This is a genomic window from Ruegeria sp. AWH4_226 (assembly GCF_056159225.1).
The window spans coordinates 344,879-365,925 of the sequence record NZ_JBSWUU010000001.1; the positions used below are offsets into that span (position 1 = coordinate 344,879).

14 protein-coding genes are annotated in these 21,047 nt (G+C 55.6%); 11 read left to right on the forward strand and 3 right to left on the reverse strand.

The genetic code is table 11. The features are described 5' to 3' along the window. The first annotated feature begins 4 nt into the window (after window positions 1-4). The 5 genes from ACXAET_RS01755 (at window position 5) to ACXAET_RS01775 (ending at window position 7,703) form a co-directional block, all read left to right on the forward strand. Window positions 5-922 carry an alpha/beta fold hydrolase gene (locus ACXAET_RS01755; protein WP_475180222.1) on the forward strand — a complete coding sequence of 306 codons (918 nt, stop codon included), beginning with the start codon at window positions 5-7 and terminating at the stop codon, window positions 920-922. Next, window positions 915-3,533 carry an NAD-dependent epimerase/dehydratase family protein gene (locus tag ACXAET_RS01760; protein WP_475180226.1) on the forward strand — a complete coding sequence of 873 codons (2,619 nt, stop codon included), beginning with the start codon at window positions 915-917 and terminating at the stop codon, window positions 3,531-3,533. Before ACXAET_RS01755 ends, ACXAET_RS01760 begins: the two co-directional genes overlap by 8 nt. A 64-nt stretch (window positions 3,534-3,597) precedes the next feature. Then, window positions 3,598-4,872 (forward strand): tetratricopeptide repeat protein, encoded by a 1,275-nt coding sequence (locus ACXAET_RS01765; RefSeq protein ID WP_475180230.1) that lies wholly within the window; start codon window positions 3,598-3,600, stop codon window positions 4,870-4,872. A gap of 42 nt (window positions 4,873-4,914) precedes the next feature. Next, window positions 4,915-5,877: an NAD-dependent epimerase/dehydratase family protein gene (locus ACXAET_RS01770; protein ID WP_475180234.1), complete on the forward strand. Its 963-nt coding sequence runs from the start codon at window positions 4,915-4,917 to the stop codon at window positions 5,875-5,877. A gap of 38 nt (window positions 5,878-5,915) precedes the next feature. Beyond that, complete coding sequence (locus tag ACXAET_RS01775) at window positions 5,916-7,703, forward strand: NAD-dependent epimerase/dehydratase family protein (protein ID WP_475180237.1); 1,788 nt, start codon at window positions 5,916-5,918, stop codon at window positions 7,701-7,703. On the opposite strand, the gene ACXAET_RS01780 is transcribed toward ACXAET_RS01775, so the two are convergent. Continuing rightward, window positions 7,696-8,463, reverse strand: a complete 768-nt coding sequence (locus tag ACXAET_RS01780; RefSeq protein WP_475187035.1) for an SDR family NAD(P)-dependent oxidoreductase — start codon at window positions 8,461-8,463, stop codon at window positions 7,696-7,698. The two genes, ACXAET_RS01775 and ACXAET_RS01780, sit on opposite strands and share 8 nt — an antisense overlap. 431 nt (window positions 8,464-8,894) lie before the next feature. Between ACXAET_RS01780 and ACXAET_RS01785 the strand changes: the two genes are divergently transcribed. Next, on the forward strand, window positions 8,895-11,570 hold the full coding sequence (locus ACXAET_RS01785) for a hypothetical protein (protein WP_475180240.1): 2,676 nt from the start codon (window positions 8,895-8,897) through the stop codon (window positions 11,568-11,570). 11 nt (window positions 11,571-11,581) lie between these two features. On the opposite strand, the gene ACXAET_RS01790 is transcribed toward ACXAET_RS01785, so the two are convergent. Beyond that, a complete protein-coding gene (locus tag ACXAET_RS01790; RefSeq protein ID WP_475180243.1) occupies window positions 11,582-12,160 on the reverse strand; it encodes a sulfotransferase family protein in 579 nt (192 codons plus the stop codon). A 279-nt stretch (window positions 12,161-12,439) separates the two neighbouring features. Next, window positions 12,440-13,153, reverse strand: coding sequence for a hypothetical protein (locus ACXAET_RS01795; RefSeq protein WP_475180246.1), 714 nt, complete (start codon window positions 13,151-13,153; stop codon window positions 12,440-12,442). Between the two features lie 509 nt (window positions 13,154-13,662). Here ACXAET_RS01795 and ACXAET_RS01800 point away from each other — a divergent pair. From ACXAET_RS01800 to ACXAET_RS01820, 5 genes are all read left to right on the forward strand, one after another. Beyond that, a complete protein-coding gene (locus ACXAET_RS01800) occupies window positions 13,663-14,598 on the forward strand; it encodes a CE1 family esterase (protein ID WP_475180249.1) in 936 nt (311 codons plus the stop codon). Window positions 14,599-14,696: 98 nt separating this feature from the next. Continuing rightward, entirely contained in the window at window positions 14,697-17,183 is a 2,487-nt protein-coding gene (locus tag ACXAET_RS01805; RefSeq protein WP_475180252.1) for a sulfotransferase family protein, read from the forward strand. A gap of 589 nt (window positions 17,184-17,772) precedes the next feature. Then, the gene (locus tag ACXAET_RS01810; protein WP_475180256.1) at window positions 17,773-19,242 is read left to right on the forward strand and encodes an alpha/beta hydrolase; all 1,470 of its coding nucleotides are present in this window, start codon (window positions 17,773-17,775) and stop codon (window positions 19,240-19,242) included. Further along, window positions 19,239-19,949, forward strand: coding sequence for a hypothetical protein (locus tag ACXAET_RS01815; protein WP_475180261.1), 711 nt, complete (start codon window positions 19,239-19,241; stop codon window positions 19,947-19,949). Before ACXAET_RS01810 ends, ACXAET_RS01815 begins: the two co-directional genes overlap by 4 nt. After that, window positions 19,946-21,043: an AAA family ATPase gene (locus tag ACXAET_RS01820; protein ID WP_475180264.1), complete on the forward strand. Its 1,098-nt coding sequence runs from the start codon at window positions 19,946-19,948 to the stop codon at window positions 21,041-21,043. Before ACXAET_RS01815 ends, ACXAET_RS01820 begins: the two co-directional genes overlap by 4 nt. Window positions 21,044-21,047 lie beyond the last annotated feature (4 nt).

Here is a 21,047-nt window from a genome sequence, read left to right on the forward strand (position 1 = left end):
TACCATGCCACGCATAGAAATAGACGGAACAAAACTCCATTATCAGCAAATTGGATCCGGGACCAATTTGCTGCTTGTCCACGGTCTGTTTTCAAGCATTGGGTTCTGGTGGGGTCCTCTGGCATTCACATTGGCGAAGAACCATCGCGTCACAGCTCTTGATCTGCGCGGGCATGGGCTGTCAGGCATGACCCAGCGGGGCTACAGCGCAAATGATTTGGCAAAAGACATTCTTGCCTTGGCAGACCATCTGGGCTTGCGAGATATTCATGTTGTTGGACATAGCTATGGCGGTGCCATTGCGCTAGCCGCAGCACTTCAGGCCAGAGACAAGATCATGCGCATCACTCTTGCAGATGCGTGGGTCCCAGCCTTGCAGGCTCAGACCTATACACCCAATCTCAGAAAATGGTCGGCTCTGAAAGAGAAGTTGAAATTGAAGGGCTTACAAGGAGAGGGCGATTGGCCGATGGTGGCCATGGCTTTCCTAGAAGAAATTGCGGAAGCGCCGGAAGACACCCTCGCAAATATGCAACGCGGGCAGTACGGGCGTGGCTGGATGCCGACAAAGCACAATTCCAACGCCATACGGCGCTGGCGGCGACTGATGGCAACAACACATGCCTGGAAAGAGTTCTATGCGACAAGCGTGCTAACGAGCGCAGCGCTTCGGAAACTCGAGACACCCGTCCACATAATTTACGGCAAAAAGTCTGGCTACCACCAAACCCGGGACGCCTTGCTGAAACACCTGCCGAATGCGACCAATCACGAAGTATCAGGCGGTCACTATTTCCCGCTTCTTCAGCCGCGCAGGCTTACTGATCTGATCGCGAACCCGCCGCAAACCGCCGCGCCAAGCGTTCAATTTCGTTCGCGGAGAGAGTTGGCCGAGCAGTCAATGGAATATAACCGTGGCTAAGGATAACTCATTCGACACACCTGCCGGAAGCGGCGACGGGCTGAACAGCGGAAATTTCCGCCAGTTGGCCAAGAACGGCATAGGCGATCCCGACAATGCCTATGTCCACGGAATGGATTTTTTCGAAGGACGTCTGTACTGCGGTATGACGCGCAACTCATTTAAGTTGCTCAGACTTTTCCCGCCGATTGATCCGCCTGCACTGGATCCGTGGCCCGTGGACGTACCTCCAAAAGTGCAGGACTTGGATATGCAGGGCCAAATCTGGCGTTGGACACCTGGTGAAGACACTTGGGAGATGGCGTACCGTTCACCGATGATCCCAGGCAAGCAAGGCGAGCCCGCACCGCGGGATCTGGGGTATCGCGGCATGACCGTTTTTCAGGGGGATTCTGACCCGAAACCCGTGCTGTACGTTTCAACGATGTCGACGGTGCTGCGCGGGTGTGCAGCCCATGTCTTGCGATCCGAAGACGGGTTGAATTTTGAGCCAGCATCCGAACCCGGGATCGGCAACGACAGGATTTCGACCTTCCGCGAGTTGGTTTCTTTTGACGGCTACCTTTATGCCCCGCCTGCGGGTGAGGGTATCCAATTCAATTCAAACAGAACTGGCGTGATCAAGCGTTCAAGAGATCCCAAGCCCGGAAATTGGGAAGTGGCCATGGATGTGGGATTTGGCGATCCCAATAACAACGGCGTCTTCATGATGACCCAGGCGAACGGTCAACTCTACGCAGGCACTTTCAATCACTTCCAAGGCTACCAGATTTGGACCACGCCACCTTGCGGTGACGGGCCACTGCAATGGCGCAAGGTTATAGACCGAGGTGCGTACCGGGGGCCTTTGTCGGAAATCGCAATGGGCATGTGCGAGTTCAACGGGGCCTTGTATGTCGGCAGTTCGATCCAGAACGGCGGGTATGATCGCACCAATCTGGTGGGACCGGGCGCGGGCGAGATTATCCGGATTTGGCCAGATGACAGTTGGGATCTGCTGGTCGGCATGCCGCGCGAGACGCCGGACGGTATTAAATACCCGCTCTCCGGGATCGGGCCCGGCTTTGACAACCTGTTTTCAGGTTACACCTGGCGGATGTGCGTGCATGACGGATGGCTGTATGTTTCAACCTTCGACTGGAGCGTCTTTCTGCAGTATGCGCACCGGCCATCGCCCACATCGCGGCGACTTGTGAATGGTATCGGTTTCGAACAACTCGCTCAGATCGGTGGCGGGTTTGAGCTTTGGCGGACCAAAGATGGGATCACGTGGGTTCCGGTCACAATAAACGGGATGAACAACCCCTATAATTATGGGGGGCGAACGATGGTCTCGACACCCGTGGGTCTGTGCGTGGGCACTGCTAACCCGTTCGGGGGTTTGAGCCCGGCGCGCTTTGCATCGCGGTGGGAGTATCATGAAAACCCCGATGGAGGAACGGAGGTTTTCCTCGGAAATACTAGTCACGAATCCTACACCGTGCCCGACGCCGCGAAAACCACGGAGGAGGCCTCGGATCAGCAAGCCGCTTCTTTTACCGAGGTGGACTTCGCGATTACCGGCTGCACTGGCTACATTGGCAAGCATCTCGTTCCGAAGTTGTTGGAGCGCGGCTATCGGGTGCGGTGCCTGGTTCTTGCAGGCACGGAGACGGAGTTGCCGGAAAGCGATCAGATCGAAGTGATCGTCGGAGACTTGGCCGATGTGGATGCGCTGAAGCAGTTGGTCAAGGGCGCGCGCATCGTTCTCCATATGGCGGCGCGTTTGGCCGGGTCTTGCACGGTACCGGAGCTTCGCGCGACGAACGTGCAGGGTACGCACGACCTGTTGCGCGCTTGCTCTGATTCACCGGTGCTGGAGCGGTTTGTCTTTTGCAGTTCTGTGGCTGTCTATCAGAACCAGTTCAGCCCGAAAGACTGGCCGATCCACGAATCTCATGCGCTGCGCATAGATGGTGGTCACGACCTCGCCGACTATGGAATGTCCAAGATCGCGGGTGAAAACCTTGTCCGCCATTACGCCAAACATGATGGCTATGCAGGGACCATTTTACGGTTCGCCCTGGTTTATGGTGTCGGCGATCCGATGTTTGATAAAATGGTCCGAGACTCTGCTCCGGCGCCATTTTTTGGCAAGGGACAGCAAGGGGATCAGCAGCGCCAATTCGTCCATGTGACAGACGCTGTCGAGGCGATACTGCGGGCCTGCTTCGAAGAGAGCGCAAAAAACAACGTCTTCAACGTCGCTGGACCGGATGTCGTGACCTACCGTGCGATCGGACGTTTGACCCGCGTGTCGATCGGCGCGGCTGTGCGCGAAGATCTGGTTCCGGACCAGACCCGAACCTGGAGCCGATACGTGCAGCAATATGACATTTCTAACGCGAAACGTGACCTTGGGTTTTATCCAAATATTACGACTTTCGAAGGGTTGCGAGAAATAATTGAGGCCGCGCAGTCAGACGGAGACCTGCCTACTCCCCGATACGAAGCGGGGCACACAGCGCTCCTGACCCAATACGGGATCGGTGGTCTGGCCATGGCACGAGACCCGTTATCGTCATCGTTTGGTCCTGAAACCGGCAATCTGCGGGAAGGGCAAAAGACATGATGAAATCGAATTCATTAAGACCTCGGTCGGCAGCAGCCGCCAGCACAAGCAAGGAGGAAGTATGATGCCCACTATGAACCAGCAAGGACAATGGGAGCCAAAAGTTGCCCAAGTTCCCCAAAACGATCGTCAGCGAGTGCGGTTCATTCGCGGGCTATTGGCTGATGGTCGTGTCGCAGAAGCTCAGTCCGAATTGATCGGGATGATACAGCATGAACCGCAAAACACACGTCTGAGGGTGATGCTTGCGATCAGCTATATGCGGCAGAACCAGTTGGATGAAGCGGCCAATATCCTTGAAGAGGCGATGCAAACAGATCCGAAGAACCGTTTGGCCCCGTTGCTTGCGGCTTATGTCGGCATGCAGGGCAACGACCCGTCATATTCGGAAAAGAACTTCCACAAGGCGCTGGACCTCAATCCAACCTCTATACAGGCGCTAAGCGGCCTTGCGTCCCTGCACGAGCAGCAAAAGCGTCCGGATTCGGCTATCGAAGTACTTGACCGCGCCGTGGAAACTGATCCGCAATCGGCGATCGTTCGCCGTCGCATCGCTTCGGTGCTGGCGCGTCAGGACCGCTATGACGAGGCTAAGGCGCATCTGGAATTCGCGCTGGAAGCCAACCCGGCAGACCCACGGACGACGCTGCAACTTGCAAGGTTGCTACAGCGTGAAGACGACTACCCTTCGGCGATCAAACTCGTCGAAACGGCGCTTGCAAAGAAGGCGGGGGATCCACTGCTGCTGCAACGATTGGGAGAACTGAAAATCTCGCAAAAGGACTATCAAGGAGCGGAAGCAGCGCTCACCGAGCTTGTCGGGAAAGAGAAGGGGCGTCGTCGAAATTCCAATGCCCGGCTCTCGCTTGCACGGGCACTGATCGCCCAGAAGAATCTGGAGGCGGCGCGCGAAGTTCTTAGCAAGCTAAATCGCCCCGTCCTACGGGGAGCCGTGCAGCGTCTTCATGGAGACGCGTTCGCCGCAGAGGACAGAGGTGATGCCGCTGAGCGCAGCTATCGTGCAGCGATGATGCATATCCGCGATGGGCAGTCTGCGTTGGAAAGGGTCGATGTTGCCAAGGCTGATCTGAAAAAGGTGTCGCAGAACAACAAAGAAGTACTGGCGTTATACGTCGCCGAATTCGACGCTCTGCGGGAGGCAAGAAAAGCACGCGCAGAACGGCAGGCAGAGAAAGGTCCGAACCAGGAACAGTTGGCAGCTCGTGCTCAGAGGCGTCAACGGCGACGCACGATGCGCCAGCGGATGGTTATGGCCCGTGCGCGTGGTGCACGAAATAGCGGCGGCGGAGGGTTCCGACCCAATTTAGACAACGGATGACTTGGGGTATCGTTAACCGTCAAGCCAGATGTGGCAGTTGAGATGAAAGTACTTGTTACCGGACCCTCAGGAGCCGTTGGACAATACGTGCTCGAAGCATTGATGCGGACAGATCACCAGGTCCGTGTCTTCGCTTTGCCGGACTCGATGCACCGCATCAATTATCGTGACAGGATCGAAATGGCGCCAGGCGAACTCGCCGACCCGGTGGCCCTGAATGACGCGTTGAAAGATGTTGAGCTGGTCTTTCATACCGCATTGATCAGCCCGCCGCCTGCCATTGATGCGGAGATCCTGGACCACGTGAATGTCGATGGAACACGCAGTTTGGTTAATGCCTGCCGTGGCAAGGTTTCCCGGCTGGTAATGATGTCGTCCAACAACGTCTACGTGCCGCATCGAACGCCGAATCTCTGGCCTCTGACTGACGATGCACCGAGAGAAGCACATGGCAACCCAGCGCAGCAGGCGCTGGGTGAGAGTCTGATACGGGCGGAGGATATTGTGTTTGAGGCCGCCGAAACCGGTGCGTTTGACTACGCGATGCTCAGGCCCACGATCGTCTCCGGTCGGAAAAGCCCATTTGTCGAGAACCTGATCACTCAGTTGATCCGCAATGCCGAAGCGGCAGAAACCTTGCGCCGTATGTGGGACACAATGCAGTGGACGCACGGGGTCGACATCGGCAGCGCGGCCTTGTTGGCTGCTGAGCATCCCGACCTGCGCAATCAAAGAATGCTTGTGGCAAGCGATGAGCCAATCACGGCCTATGACGTTGTCTCACTAATGTGGGAAATCATGAATGTCGGGCGTGATGACAATCCTTATGCCGAAATAGCCTCGCAAAACAATGTTGGTTTGCCAAAGTTCTATCCGGCCAGACTGCGCGCGGCCGGTTGGTCTGCGCGCATGACGGCCAAAGACTGCATCCGGGAGGTTCTCGGAAGGCTGGAGTTCTATCATTCCACGGCTGCGAATTTCCCAGCTTATCTGCAGGTGGAATAGATTCTGAGATTACGGAGCGTTGAATTCGGAGTGGATGCATGAAGGTCGTTATATTGGATCGCGGATCGACGCTCGGCGCTATGTTGCGGGCCGCGCTGGAACCGTTGCATTTTAAAGTGGAACGGCATGAACTGCTGGCTGGTCAACCGGTCATCGACGGGATCGACGAAATCCTGTCCGGAACCAATGCAGTATTTATTCTCCATCCCGGCGCGGACCTGCCGCACGAAAAGGCGGAAGCGCGGATTTCCGGGATCATGTCCGCAGCCGCGCGCGCGGGTGTGCGTCGGGTTATTCTGTTGAGCAATACGGTTGTCTATTCTGACGCGGCGGCGGGCGACGGTACGATCCGGGAAACTGCACCGATCAATGAAGACGACGAGACGGCGTCCGATGCAGCACGCTTTGATGTCCGAATTGAGAAAGCCTTTTTTAAGGCGGCTGATGACAATCTGGAACGGGTCACTCTACGGGTTCCAACGCTTTATGACCGGGCGGATCCCGATGCACTTTCCGAATTGCGGGCCATTATGATCGAGGGGAAAAAGGCCTGCTTGCCCGGTGCTTTTCAAAGACTGCATCCGGCCGATCTGTGTTCAGCCCTTGTATCGGCCATGCGTGTATCAAGCGCCAGCGGACAGATTTTTAACATTGCAGAAACGACGGCAATCTCTCAGGACGTGTTGGTCGCCGAATTGCAGCGACTTGGCCGTCTTTTGTCGGATCCGAACGCGACGGAAGATCGCGTCCGTCCGTCCTATCCGTTCGAGGAGCCGAAATTTGCCACTGACAAGGCGAGCCGAATTCTGGATTTCAGGCCGCAGCGCAGCACTTGGTCTTCACTAGCGGAATGTGCGCAGGAGATTGTCTTCGACTTGCGCCGTGAAGGTCGCGTCGCAGACAACACACCTACGTTGCCCGCTGTCATCGCTGCAATTGAGACGCGAAGCAGGCCGCTGGCAGGGAAGGTCTGCGTCGTGACCGGAGCAACCTCTGGAATTGGGCGGGAACTGGCCGTAGTGCTTTCAAGACTGGGGGCGCATGTTGTCGCGGTTGGCCGCAATACCGAAGCTGGCGCCAGTTTGCTGCAAGAACTCGACGACCGGCCGACCTGCACTCCGGGAGAGTTCTACGCCGCTGACTTGTCCCGATCATCCGAAGTCAAGAAGCTCGCTGAGGCTCTGGTCAAGCGCCATACCGACATCCACGCGCTTTTCAACAATGCAGGGGCATTATTTGGTTCGCGGGTTATGACACCGGAAGGGATTGAAGCCACTTTCGCTGTGAATTATCTGGCTGCCTTTCACCTGACGACCCGCATTCTTAAGGTCATTTCCAAAGATGGGCACATCGTCAATCTTTGTTCGGAAGCCCACAGAAGATCCGGGCTGGACTTCGGCGATCTGTTCTCATCGGCCAATTACCAGCCGCTGGAGGCTTATGCGCGTGCAAAATTTGCGTTGATGATGTTTTCCAATGCATTGACGCAGCGTCTGGAACGGAATGGACCAAGAGTTTTGACCATTAGTCCTGGTGCCGTTCGCACCGAGATACTCAATAGAAACGATTTGAAGGATCGGCCTGAACTTGCGGTATTCAACCGTGCGCGCAATCGCATGATATCGCCAGAAAGGGCGGCAAGTTTCGTCGCTAACCTGATCATCGATCAGGATCTGCGTGCCAAGACGGGGATATACATGGATCAGGACAAAGAGGTTGAGATCGCCCCCGCGACGACCGATCCAGCCGCATGCGCACATCTATGGCGGGTCAGCGAGGCCCTCGTCGAGATGACACTTGCCGAACCTGTTCCTGAGGTCAGCTAGTTTTACCAATGTGGTAGGCTCGCAGGAAATGATCCATCGCGTCGAGTGTGTTTGGATTGTTCCACTGGACGAATTCGCCCGTCAAACCTTCTGTTTCGGGTGCATTCAGCCACAGTAACAGCCGTGCGGCCAACTCGGGCGGGCGTGCGACCGAAGTCATCACTGAGTTTGGAGCGTTGCGCCCCAACGTTTCTGAAACCTGCCCGAACAAAGGCGTATCGATCGGACCGGGGTTGAAAGCATTCACTGTTATGCCGGTGCCATTTAATTCAAGGGCGAGCGTTTGAACCATCTGATTTACAGCCGCCTTGGTCGCTGCGTATGCACCGGTGTCAGGTTGTGGACTAAACGTCGCCGGCGACGACAAAAAAAGCATCCGTCCGCAATGTTGTGCCTGCATTGGCGGAACGACATGTCTGACTAAGTTCAAGGCACCGGTAATGTTCGTCGCGCAGAGCCTCTGCCAGGTTTCCGGTGACGTCTCCCATAGCTTTTGACCAATGGTTTCTGCCGAGCCAGCGATGTTAATGAGGCTGTCAATTCTACCAGTCGCATTAAGTGTTTCCGAGACGAGCGCTTTAGTTGCTGACTCATCGGACACATCCGCAGCAATTGCCAAAGCTTTGGCACCTTCATCGCGTATTCCGCAAACAATAAGATCAAGTGCCGCGGCATCACGTGCCGTGGCGACCACAACGGCTCCGGCACGCGCCATAACCCGTGCAGTTGCTGCTCCAAGCCCTTGACTGGCTCCGGTCACCAATACGACGCGGCCACTAAGAAACGGTCTCAAATTTTGGTCTCCCGTAAAAAAACGGCGGCTTACCGAAAGAAGCCTTTGTATTTATGACGGATTTCGGGGTCAAAAAACAAGCGTACTGGGTGAGGTTCGGGGAAAAGCTTGCCTTGATGTGGGAGTCCGATAGACTCTGCAATGAATAAGTGCAGGAGGCTCGGCTTTCACCGGTGTTCTGAAACGAAATGCACCAGTAGATTATTCAATATCCCAAGTCTTCGTGGGGTGAGTTGGTTCGTCAAAGTAGGCGTCTTTAACACGAGTTTTAACGTAGTATGAGCGTATAGATGAAAACGATTGATACTACTGTCAACAAACATCCCGACGGCTCCCGGCGATACCAATTAGGAAAAAATACGCTTGTAAGTTTGATTTCGGATACCGGAAGCGACGGCGTGGCCGCGTTCGTTAAAAACACTGAAACCGGCGCGCTATATCGGATGGGAGAAGAAGAGTTTTTTCTGCTGAATGGGCTCGCAAAAGGATTTTCTCACGAAGGCTTGGCGACAGCGTTCAGTTCGCATTTTCGAATTGTCGTCAATGCTTCGACAGTCGCGCAATTCGCGGAAAAGATGGTGCAAAACGGACTCTTGGTCGCGGCATCGGATTCAGAAGTTGAGCCTCCATTTCATCTGGCTCAGTCGATGAAGATTACAGCGGATAGTTTAATAGACGACAATGACCTCGCGAACAGCGGTTGGACGCTTGATGAAGGCGACGTCGCGCCTGTCCCCACCGTTCCGTCGTATAGTTTTTCTGACGAAAAAATCTTGTCTGACGATACTGACTTTGACTGGGATGACGACGATGGTTTTGAAGACCGAATATTCGGCGATGAAGACGCGGTCGATACCGAGGACATTCCGGCCGAGCCGCAGACCTCAAGAGAAGATACAAGTTCAAAACGCTACGCGATTGCCAACGATGCAGTTACCGAGCGCCAACAGAGCTTTGAGCGGGCGAAGAAAGAGCAGCCAAAGATCAAGGATATGGACATTGTTCTGTTCGATCCAACGGGCCTGTTACGGTTTCTAAATCGCTTTTTTGGCTTTGCGGCCTCGATCCTCGCGGGTATCACCGTTCCGCTGGGAATTTTCGCCATTGTTGCTATTTTTCATCGCTTGGACGAAGTGCTCGACACGATTTACGCGTCGCGCCGGGTTGTTGGCATCATTGGCATTCTGGCGCTCTCGATGCTTACGGTTAGTCTTGTGTCGCGTCTTGTAATCGGGGCTGTGTTGCAACGTAACGGCAGCGACGTAAGGCGCTTTGGCATCAATTTTCTGTTCTTTCTCATCCCGCGGTTCGCAATCGATATGATTGGCGTCAGCAAGTTGGACCGCCATGGAAAAATACAAGTCTATGCCTCTGCCCTTCGGACACGTTTTCTGATTTTCGCCCTTTTTACATTGATTTGGGCATTCACCCGTCAATCGGGAAGCAGTCTTTCTCAAATCGCCGCGATAATCGGGCAATTTGGACTTTTATCTTTTTTGATAAGTGGTTTTCCACTCATCAACGGCGAAGGTTATCGGTTGATGTGTGTGTGTTTCAATCAGCCGATGTTGAGAGAACGTTCAATGGCTTACCTGTTCGGCGTCCGTCGCAAAAGTTTTGGGCCGGAAACACCGGGCGAACGCTGGACGTTCATCCTGTACGGCATTGGTTCGCTGCTTACGTCAGCGCTCCTGGTGACGCTTGTCGCGGCTTATGTTTCGACAATGTTAGAAGCCCGTTTCGGCGGCACAGGAGTCATTGTATTTCTCAGCCTCATTGCATTGATCCTAGCTTGGTTCGTTGTAACACGCGGCCGCAGCAAGCGTATCCGTCAACAAGTCACGGCCGAAATGGTTGAAGAAAAAAAGGCGGAAGCTATCGCGTCTAAGAGGGCAGGGCGCGGGCAGAACCTTCCTGTGCCGATACCCGCTGGGTTGGAGCCGGAGAGAGTGCAATCTCAGCTTCCGGCAAAGGTGCCGAGCCGGAGGATGACGCTCTACCGGCCATTACCCGACGTTTATGGCACCAAGGCGAAAAGCAACCGACGCGGAATCTGGTTGCGTCGAATAGTGGTTCTATCGCTGGTTTCGGGCGCACTTTACGTCGCCTTTCTTCCCTACAACTACCAATCAGGCGGCGACTTCGTGATCCTTGCCGATGACAGGGTAAAAGTTGTGGCGCGCGTGCCAAATGAGCTGACCGCTGTAATGGTCGAAGAAGGCGATATTGTAGAAAGTGGCGACGTCTTAGCCCTGCAGGACAGTGTTCGTGAAGAACATGCTCTGGCAGTGACAAGGGCCGAACTTGCGAAAGCGCGCGCGCAACTGGAGCGGCTTGAACTTGGCGCGACAGAAGAAGAAATTCAGGTTGCAATAGAGCAGATTGAGCGGATCAGAAGCGAGCTGCCATTCTTGGAGGCCGAAGCAGATCGAGCCCAGAAACTGCTGGAACGAGGTGCAATTCCAACTTCACAAGCGGAACGTACGATAAGCAACTTCAATGTTGCAAAGGCCGAATTGCGGTCAGCCGAGGCCAATCTGAACCGGGTTGCTGCCGAAGCTGAAGCATCCGAAATAGCCATGGTACAGGCCGATGTAAACCGATTGCAGTCGGAGCTGGCCTTTAATGAAACCAAGCTGGGCTACACTAAGATTGTTGCACCGGTTGCCGGGCGCGTGGTCTTTCAAAGTGAGGAGCCAGTGCCCGGGCAATTCCTGGAAACCGGCGATCTGCTGATGGAAATCGAAGACCACACCGTCGCACGCGCCGAAATCAAAGTGCCTGAGGCAGATGTAAGCCTGATTGAGGTTGGTGAAAAGGTACGACTGAAGGCTTGGGCAATGCCGGACGAAGAACGCGAGGGCGTGGTCTCCGCCATCGCACCTGTCGCCGAGACCGAAGAGTTCGGGCAGGTCGTGCGTATAAAAACATTCATGTCCAATGAGAATGGGTTGTTTCGGCCGGGCATGACTGGATATGCCAAGATCGACGGCGAAGAGATGCGGGTTTGGGAAGCTTATTCGCGTTTGCTCGTGCGGTTCTTCCTCATAGAGATCTGGGGGTGGATCCCGTAGGTGCAGACCGGTTATTCCCGGTTTCGATAAAGCGCGGGATCGACAACCTGCGCCATCGCGTTTTTGTCGAGGTCAGCCCCCAGAAATTCGGAGATTTTGGTAACCTCCTCAAATGGGTCTTTCAGGATATTTCCGTAGTCCGCCACGTACATTTCGATGTTCTGCTGCGTTGCTACCCAGTTTCGGAAATTGATGACCTCGGACTGAAACAACTGAATGATCGTTTGGCGCTGTTCTCGGCCGCTATCCAGCCCCTCGCGTTCCAGCATCTTTTCCTGCGATCGTACGACCTCGGCCAGGTCGCGCTGCATGAATAGGATACGATATGGTACGTCGTGCGGAAGGTCATAGACGAGTTTGTAGATGATTTTCAGCGCCTTGCCGCGCATCCCCGGGACCCAACTGGAGTCCGTCTGCAAGTCTTTTACCGGCTCGAATTCGTAGTAGCCCAACGGATTATCATCGTTCGGCTGACGCAATTTGTCGGTGACCGGAGGAATACCCCCGGCTTCCAACATGCGCATCATCATGGACGTGCCAGAGCGCGGTAATCCGGAAACCACTGTCAAGAAACCTAATGATGAGTTCATCAAATTGTCCTCAGATCACTTAATACTTGGCTACTGGCAGCTCGAATCCACGCCGGAGCGTGTCATGTCTGGCGATCATGGATAGCCAAATAGCCGCCTGCTTGCTAGTCTGTCAGCAGTTCCAAGTCATTTTAGGTCGTAAACATGAACCATGATTCAGCGGAAAATGATTTTGATGAAGACCAGCCTATAGACCCTAAAGCGCTGCGATCTGGCGCGGCAGGACAAGGCTATGTCGGATTCGACAGCAACACAGGAACTCAGGGGAACGCCAGCGGGTCACCACGGTTCGCAGGGGCAACGCCGGGTAGTTTCGGCAGACAACCCCAAGGCGGCGGGTTCCAAGGCGCGGGCGGCGGCATTGGCGGACGTGGGTTTGGCTCGGGCGCGGGCGCAGGTGGTTTTGGCGGCAGACAACCCCAAGGCGGCGGTTTCCAAGGCGCGGGCGGCTTTGGCGGACGTGGTTTTGGCCCGGGCGCAGGCGCACGCGGTTTTGGCGGCAGACAACCCCAAGGCGGTGGTTTCCAAGGCGCGGGCGGTGGCTTTGATGGACGTGGTTTTGGCCCGGGCGCAGGCGCAGGTGGCTTCGGCGGCAGACAGCCCCAGAGCGGTGGCTTCCAAGGCGCGGGCGGTGGCTTTGGCGGACGTGGTTTTGGCCCGGGCGCGGGCGCAGGTGGCTTCGGCGGCAGGCAGCCCCAGGGCGGTGGTTTCCAAGGCGCGCGCGGCGGCTTTGGTGGACGTGGTTTTGGCCCAGGCGCGGGCGTAGGTGGCTTCGGCGGCGGGCAACCCCAACGCGGCGGTTTCGAAGGCGCTGGCAGCGGTTTTGGCGGACGTGGTTTTGGCCCAAGCGCAGGCGGTTTTAGCGGCAGGCAGCCCCAGGGCGGTGGCTTCCAAGGCGCGGGCGGCGGTTTCGGCGGACGTGGTTTTGGCCCGGGCGCGGGCGCAGGTGGCTTCGGCGGCAGGCAACCCCAGGGCGGCGGCTTTGGCGGGCAAAATACTCCGGCTGGTCGAGGTGGTGACGCCTGGGTCGGGCCGCAACAGGGCAATGCCGGCCCGGGAAGACGACGTGCATTCTTACTTTGGATGATGTCGCGCAGACGCGCCGGTGCCAACGCAAGAGCTGGATTTGATGGGTCGCAAGGACCAAGTTCTGCAGCAGAATTTGGCGAGCAACAAGGCGCCAATCAGGGCAGTGGACATTTTGGCGCGCCACGATTTGTCAGTGCCCAAACAGGATTTCGCGCGCGTGCAGCCCAAAATAGCGCGATTGACGACAATCTTCGCCAGTTCGAAGATCAGATTATCGAAGGTGACCAGAGCCCGGAGAATTGATTTTTTAGCATCGGCGGCAGCTGTGCTCTCAAGTCAACGTCTGGGCTAAATCAGGGACCGAACCAGAAGTGTCCGCATTTGATCGGGTCTAATTCCGACAGGCACCCGTGCTGCATCGAATACATCAATCGGATGTTTTGTCGCTAAGCTGGTGTATTGGAGTTGATGATATGGAACAGACTAGCAAGCCGTCATCAAGCGCCAGACTTCGAGATGCACTTTCACTTTTTGCGTTTGCGCTAATGGCTATGGCGCTTGCGCTTTTGGCTACGCAAGCATCGGCACGCCAACTCGATTTCAACCTGAAGGTCGATGGGGTCACGCGGACGGCTAAGGCTTATGTTCCGGACGGCTCATCACCACAAACGGGCTGGCCGATCATCGTGGCGTTGCACCCGGGTTTTGCAACTGGTGAAATCATGGCAAAAACGAGCCGTCTGCATTCTCAAGACGGTTCCAGCAACTATGTTGTCGTGTATCCTGATGGAGTTCGCCGCAGTTGGAATGCTGGTGAGTGCTGTGCGGCGGCTCAAAGAAGGCAAATCAACGATGTCGGCTACATTCTCTCGCTGGTAGATGAAATCGGCAAACAAATTCCGCACAATGGTAAAGTCTTTCTGGCCGGGTATTCGAACGGTGCTCTGATGGCGTATCGGATAGCTTGCTCAGCACCAAACCGCATTACAGCTTTTTCAGTTTTCGCCGGCGCTTACACGATGAACACTTCCAGCTGTAGTCCGGCGCACACGGTTCCATTGCTCCATCTGCATGGTGAGTTGGACGCTGTTGCACCTCTCAGAGGTGGCGAAAGTGTGATCGAGACGGCCGGAATCCGATCCTCGGTGCTGCAGAATATTGACTACTGGGTTCGCCTCGGCAATTGCGAACAAAAGCAAAGCAGTAGCTTTGTTCAGGGGGCGAATTGCACGCGCTATTCCGGTTGCAAAGATGCCAGTGAAACACTGTTCTGTATTTACCCCGGACAAGGCCACTACTGGCCTGGCGCCAAGCCTACACGCTTCGGTGAGAATAGGGGGCTGGGACCGGCCCGCACCGATATTGATGGTGGCAGCGCAATGATCCGCTTCTTTGACAAGTACAGATGATCCGCTGGGGCCTTATTGTCTTTCAGCAGTCGCTGATCAGTGTTCTCTTACCACGGCTGTGCGTTGATCGGATATTTAAAGAGGTGCGAATGACGTGAATGCGTGAACCGATTTTCATCCTTGGGCCCGGGCGGTCATTCACCTCTGTGATCGGGTCGATGATTGGCCAACATCCTGAGCTGTTCGGTCTTCCTGAAACCAATCTTGCGACGGCTGATACGGTGGAAAGGTGGTATCGGATACTCCCGGGTATGGATGCGTTTCCGGCGGGTGTCCTTCGCCTTCTGGCACACTTGCATCACGGTGAACAAACGGTTGACGCGGTAAACGAGGTTGATGTGTGGCTTCGGTCGCGCTCAACCATGACCACCCAGGATGTTTACGAGCATGTGGAAAACCTTCTGGGGCATCGCCAAGTCGTCGACAAGAGCCCCCTTCATTCGACCACAGATGCCTGTCTCAGGCGTTTGAGGCGGATCGCTCCGAATGCCAGATACATCCGCATCGCTCGACACCCGTACTCGAACGGCAAGTCCATTGTAGCAACAGAATGGTATCTTGAGGGGTTGAAGGCTTGGGGGTCGAGCGGGTGGGATCGGCGCACGAACCCGCCGACTCTTGACCCGCAATTCCATTGGCTTGATGTACACGATCGGATCGACAGATTGTTCGCGTCGCTTCCCAGCGAAAGCTACCGAACGGTCAGGGGAGAAGACTTGCTGGCCAAACCCGAACCCGTTTTAAAACAGATCGCCAATTGGCTGAATATCGACGACTCCGACCTTTCAATCGAAGCGATGTTGCATCCTGAGCGTTCTCCTTTCGCCACGGAAGGCCCGCCGAACGCGAGGCTCGGAAATGATCCGGGTTTCCTGGCGGACCCTACTCTGCGACCTTTCTCACCGCCGAGAGTTCCACTGACTGCGCGTCTGCCTTGGCGAGGCGATGGAGAAGGCTTTGTACCGGCCGTCGTCAATCTGGCGCGGCGGTTCGGTTACGCAGACGATCCCATTCCCGCGCCAGAACTTCCGCAGGGATTCAATGGGAGCTGGGGATCCTTGGTAGCTATTGAGCCGGACGGTCAGGGCTTTCCTATGGCGCACGGAAATCTGTTGGATAGTTCTTACGTTCCATTGACGCCGCTGCGGGAAATTCGGGGCATTGAAACCAAGCCAGACCCAAAATGCGGCGGGGGAAATTTTGGGGCGTACACTGCCACGGATTATGCGCTTGCAGTGTTCGACAGCCCGCACGAGGTGCCGTTAGAAGCAATCGACCTTGAGACCGGCAAGGTCATTTGGCAATCTGACCTGGGTAACTTTCCGGCCATCAAAGATGGGTTGCGTGGACGATTCATCGGCGGTGCGCTGCTTGCAAAGCTCCAGTTCTCAAATGGGCGGACCCGGCGCTGCATATTTGTAGGCAACCGCGCGGAGATCAGGTGTCTTGGTCTGGACGGCAAGACAATCTGGAAACGTGAGACCACCGACATCGTGAACGCATTGGGCTCAACCGCGCGCGACCACGGAACGCCACGTTGCCTGCGCTACACAACGGACAACGAATTGCTGTACGGAACACGCAACGGCTATTTGGTGAAACTCGATCCCCTGTCCGGTCAAACGATTGACGTCGTGGACTTGAAAACAAAAGTGCTCCATGAAGGAAAGGTTGTTGAGGGGCGGTTCGATGTTCGGCAGTCGATAGTTGTTCATGGCGATCACGCCTATCTTCAGGCAAAGTTTTCGCCAGAGACCGAGGTCGCGTCACCCGAAGAACTTCCTACTGCCCTGTTTCGTCTGAAAGTTTCGCGGACTGAGAACGGGGCCGTGGAACACTTGCCTGAATTTGCATCGGAAGAGGATGTGCCGACATATGCCGTTGTCGGCTCTGTCGGTGATCGCAGGGTTGGTGGTTCTCCTTGCGCGCGTGTTCGTGAGGACGGGAAACTGGTGATTTTCACCAACGAATACCCGCCGACACTAAGGAACAGCCACGGAGTGCGGGATGCCTTTCAGCTTAGTGCCATACGAGATGAAGGGGATGCCTTAACCCATCAGTGGCAGTGTATCCTGAGGGAAAAAGGCGATGCAAAGGTGACCGCTGCCCCTGCGCTCGACCCGGTAAGTGATACGCTTGTTGTTTCGAACAGGATGATGACGCACCTCTTCGCCAACGCTTCATATCGCGAGGGTAACGTTGGGCCTGACCTTAGCTTGGCACCGTTGGACTGTTTGGAGCCCGAGATGCGAAAACACGCCTCGCATGGCGAATTTACCAGCCCAATCACGATTGCTCGTGACGAAGGCGAACATGGCTTCGTGGCCTATGTCGGACTTGCGGTATGGAGGCGTCAGATGCACCATGGGTATGCCATCTTGTCCGCGTTGCAGGTGCAGACTGGCCCTGCTCTAAAAGTTACCCCTCTGTGGAGCCGGTCGATCAATGTGGATGATGCCGGTAATGCGTTGCCAGCAGCGAGATCCTTCGCGCAACCGGTGCTCTTTTCGGGGAAGGGATCGGGCAATCGTAGCAAAGGCCTTTTTATGGGAATGCGCTTCGATGGATTGTCGGTCTTTCGCTAGGAGCAAGACTTACGCAACTGCGTCGCAACATCTGAAAAGGAGTTTCGTCAGAAGGGGTCCGCTCTTGACGGGCAGTGGCGGTTGTACAGGAGGGGGTGGAGCGTTGGTTGATGCCGCTCCTTTGATAGCTTGTCTTGAGCGGGCAAGGTTAGTGGCGTCGCGTTTGAAGGTATCCGAACTTGTGCTTTTGAAACCTAAAAGCCGTTCTGAAATCATGCGCTTGGATATCGTAACGCATTTTACGTTTTCACCGCCTTTTCGGGTAAAAAGCTTTTCTCCAAGGACGCGTCACCGACCTGAGCCGTTGAACGTCCGTTACCAGTTGCATCGCCTTGGTCTGATCTTTGCAACCGGGATCAACGCGCGGCGCATCTTGGAAATGACGCCAATTAGCAGCGGTAGCAACTGGATGAGATGTTCGTGTAGATCATTGGCGCGCAGCCGATCGCGATCTGGAAGGGTTCTTGGGTGACTGCGCGGCTTGGTGGCCACAAGTTTCGAAAACGCTATCTTGCTAGGCATGAAGGGAGATTCCGCAGGTCAAAACCCATCGCGCTTGACTAAGGGCGTATCGACTAACGCGCGAAGCATGACCGCTTGGGCCGTTATCCTTGCTGTAATAGTCTTTACATGCATTGCGGTGCTGGAAACGCGCTTCTGGGGGCTACAGACAGAGGAAATCCTCGTCCAGGAAACTCCGACTACGGTCTATCGTTTACCCGGCGACACGCCGGTTCCTGCTGTCATCGTCGCTCATGGGTTTGGGGGATCACGCCAGATGATGGACCAGATTGCGGTTTCGCTGGCACGCCATGGCCTGCTGGTTGCATCTGTTGAACTGCCCGGTCATGGCCGCAATACCAGCCGGCTTTCACCAGACATTACCAATGTCCAAGGAACCACCGCGCAGTTGGTAGAAGTGATCGAACAGGTCGCGGAGGCTATTTCTGCACGCACTGATACCGGTGGTCCGCTATCCTATGTCGGCCATTCGATGGCGACCGATATCGTGATCCGCGCGTCAAAAGATCGGGCGGAGATTGGCGGCGTGGTGGCTATCTCAATGTATTCTCCTGTCGTCACGGAAAATTTTCCGTCGTCTCTTCTGGTAATCAGCGGGGCAAGGGAAAGCCATCTGCGTGAGGCAGGTCTTAATGCGGTCCGCCTGCTTGATCCGGAGGCGCATGAGGGCCACACGGTCACTGTCAACGGCGTAACGCGCCGGGCGGCCGTTGCACCGTTGGTTGGACATGTTGGTGTGCTCTACGCCCCAAAGTCGCTTGAGGAAACGACACGCTGGTTGCTCAACACCGTCGGGGTTGACCGACATGCATCGCTGGATCAGAGCGGTTGGATTGCAGGTATCATGCTCGTCGGACTGGTGCTGTTGGCGTGGCCACTTTCGAAACTGGTTCCACCGCGCGCGCAGCAGCCCTTACCATCCATCTCATTGCGTGTTTTCGCCACCTGCCTTCTCGCGCCTATTCCCGCTGTTCTTTTGATCGCGGCTCTACCGGTCTTTGGCATTGCGGGCAACGCGGGGTTTGGAACTTTAGCGGCCATTTTTGCGGCATGGGGGGTGATACAGATTGTCATCCTGAGCCGTGTCGGAATTCGTCTTGGTTCTCCAGATCTGCTATCGACGCTGATTTACCTTGGTTTCGCAATCATATTTGCGCTTGCGCTCGATAGGTATGGGGCAGCGTTTCTGCCGACGGATCAACGGCTGATCATCATGCTAGGCTTGTTGATTGGAACTTTGCCACTCATGATAGCTGATACTTTGCTTGTAGATCGGGCGTCCTTTTTGCGTCGCATCTTGGTTCGCCTTTCATTTCTGTTGGCACTCTCGGGCGCCATGGTAATTTCACCGACCGAGCTTGGTCTGGCGTTTACCACGCTTCCTGTACTGGTCCTCTTTTTTCTGGTGTTCGGCAGCATGGCGCGCTGGACTGCAGCGCGGCGCGGCGCGTCCGGAGTTGCAATCGGCAAGGCGATTGCACTTGCCTGGGCGATCGCTGCGTCCACGCCACTTTTTGCGGTGGCAAGCGTTTCATGAGCCTGTTTGTGTTGTCACCAGATACCGTTTGTAATCCGGGCTTGCTATCGTTCTCGACTGCCCCGCGCAAGATCCTTGAGCGCGGCATGATCCTGCCCAGACGTGATGTTAGCTGGGGTTTCATTTTTCGCGTGATCTTTGAAAACCAAATCTTACGGTTTCTTTTGGCACTGCTTCCATTTGGGTTCGCCGCCGTGACATGGCCCGCATCGGTTCTACCAATCAGTCAGGCACCGATTGCGATGGTGATTACCATCGGGTTTGTCGAGCTTCGCGTGCTCCGCGTCCCAAGGCACAAGAGCAAAAAGATCACATCCGAAGCTGAAGCTGCACGAGCCCTGGATACGTTGCAGTTCCGCGGTCGTCGCATTCTGGCACAATTGGCCGCGCGACGCGGGATAGAGAGTGGTACGATTTACCTGGTCATCGAACAATCCGACATAGTGCGGGTGCCTCCACTTACTATTGCGAGCCTTCAACTGGATCACGGTAAGTCGCGTCTTGCTGAACTAAGCGCGGATGAACGCGCGATAATTCGTGATGAGCTCTTTGATGAGGCGTTTACCGAACGCCAGCTTCTGCTGGCCAATTTACGCGAGGGGGTGATGTTGCGTTCAGTGGCGTTTGAGACCCGCGGGGTATCGGCCCATGCGCGTCTTGCCGCCCTTTTGGAGGCTACCTCAGAAACTGGAGGGTCACCAGCATGAGTGTAAATGCACAGATCGTCAGCGCAGGAGAGGCTCTTGAAACGCTTCTTGAGGGGTGGACGGCGCAAAGCGCCGGCTGCCTGACAGCGTCCTGGATGCTGCATGGACGACCGGGTGTCGGAAAAACGCAGCTTGTGACAGAGCTGGGTCGCCGTATTAACGCAAAGCTGTTCGATGTCCGATTGACCACTATTGAACCACAGGATCTCAGGGGTCTGCCTTATTATGACCATGAGGCACAGAAGACTGTATGGTATCGACCTGAGGATCTACCGGACGACCCAACCCAACCATCCATCCTGTTCCTCGACGAACTGACGGCGGCTTCACCAAATTTACAACCCACGGTCTACGGTCTTTTGCAGGAAAGACGTGTTGGTCGGCATCTGCTACCGTCCTCCGTTTTTGTCGTTGCAGCGGGAAACACCGTGGATGACGGGGCGATTGCGTATGAGATGGGCACAGCCTTGTCGGATCGCCTTATCCATCTGCAGGTCAACGCAGATGCAAGGGATTGGTTAGAGAAATATGCTGTGGACCGCTCACTTTCACCGCTGGTGACGGCATTTCTGCGTGCTCGTCCTGACCTCTTGGATACGACCGAAGACGCCTTGCGCCGCGGCGACATGATCGCTTGCACCCCGCGGTCGTGGGAGCGTGTGAGCGATATTGCAAACGCTGTGGAAGACAAACGTCTGCGCCACACAATGATTGCGGGCACCGTCGGCACAGCCGCAGCGGCTGAATTTGCTCAAGTGGCGTCCGAACTGGAAGCGATCGTGTCGTTGCAAGAGATTCTGGAGACACCAAAAGGCAGACGATCTGACCTTTACCCCACAACAATCAATGGTCTGGTCGGTATGATCTATGCACTTGTTGCCAAGGCCGATGACGCATCGATCAGCGATGTCATCGATATCATGGCCGATCTTAAGAACGTTAATGCACCGGGTCTTCCCTTGGCGGAACTCACCACATTCGGGTTCGAGATACTCATCCGCAAAGCGATGTCAAACGGGCTTGTCGACGCCTTCCGAACGTCATCGACCTATCAGAACTATGCCAAGGAACGCGCCGCGGCAGGGATAGTCTAGCTTT

Coding starts and splice junctions, on each gene's coding strand:
- ACXAET_RS01755 (WP_475180222.1), top strand. CDS start 5: ATGCCACGCATAGAAATAGACGGAACAAAACTCCATTATCAGCAAATT.
- ACXAET_RS01765 (WP_475180230.1), top strand. CDS start 3,598: ATGCCCACTATGAACCAGCAAGGACAATGGGAGCCAAAAGTTGCCCAA.
- ACXAET_RS01770 (WP_475180234.1), top strand. CDS start 4,915: ATGAAAGTACTTGTTACCGGACCCTCAGGAGCCGTTGGACAATACGTG.
- ACXAET_RS01775 (WP_475180237.1), top strand. CDS start 5,916: ATGAAGGTCGTTATATTGGATCGCGGATCGACGCTCGGCGCTATGTTG.
- ACXAET_RS01790 (WP_475180243.1), bottom strand. CDS start 12,160: ATGAACTCATCATTAGGTTTCTTGACAGTGGTTTCCGGATTACCGCGC.
- ACXAET_RS01800 (WP_475180249.1), top strand. CDS start 13,663: ATGGAACAGACTAGCAAGCCGTCATCAAGCGCCAGACTTCGAGATGCA.
- ACXAET_RS01805 (WP_475180252.1), top strand. CDS start 14,697: ATGCGTGAACCGATTTTCATCCTTGGGCCCGGGCGGTCATTCACCTCT.
- ACXAET_RS01810 (WP_475180256.1), top strand. CDS start 17,773: ATGACCGCTTGGGCCGTTATCCTTGCTGTAATAGTCTTTACATGCATT.
- ACXAET_RS01815 (WP_475180261.1), top strand. CDS start 19,239: ATGAGCCTGTTTGTGTTGTCACCAGATACCGTTTGTAATCCGGGCTTG.
- ACXAET_RS01820 (WP_475180264.1), top strand. CDS start 19,946: ATGAGTGTAAATGCACAGATCGTCAGCGCAGGAGAGGCTCTTGAAACG.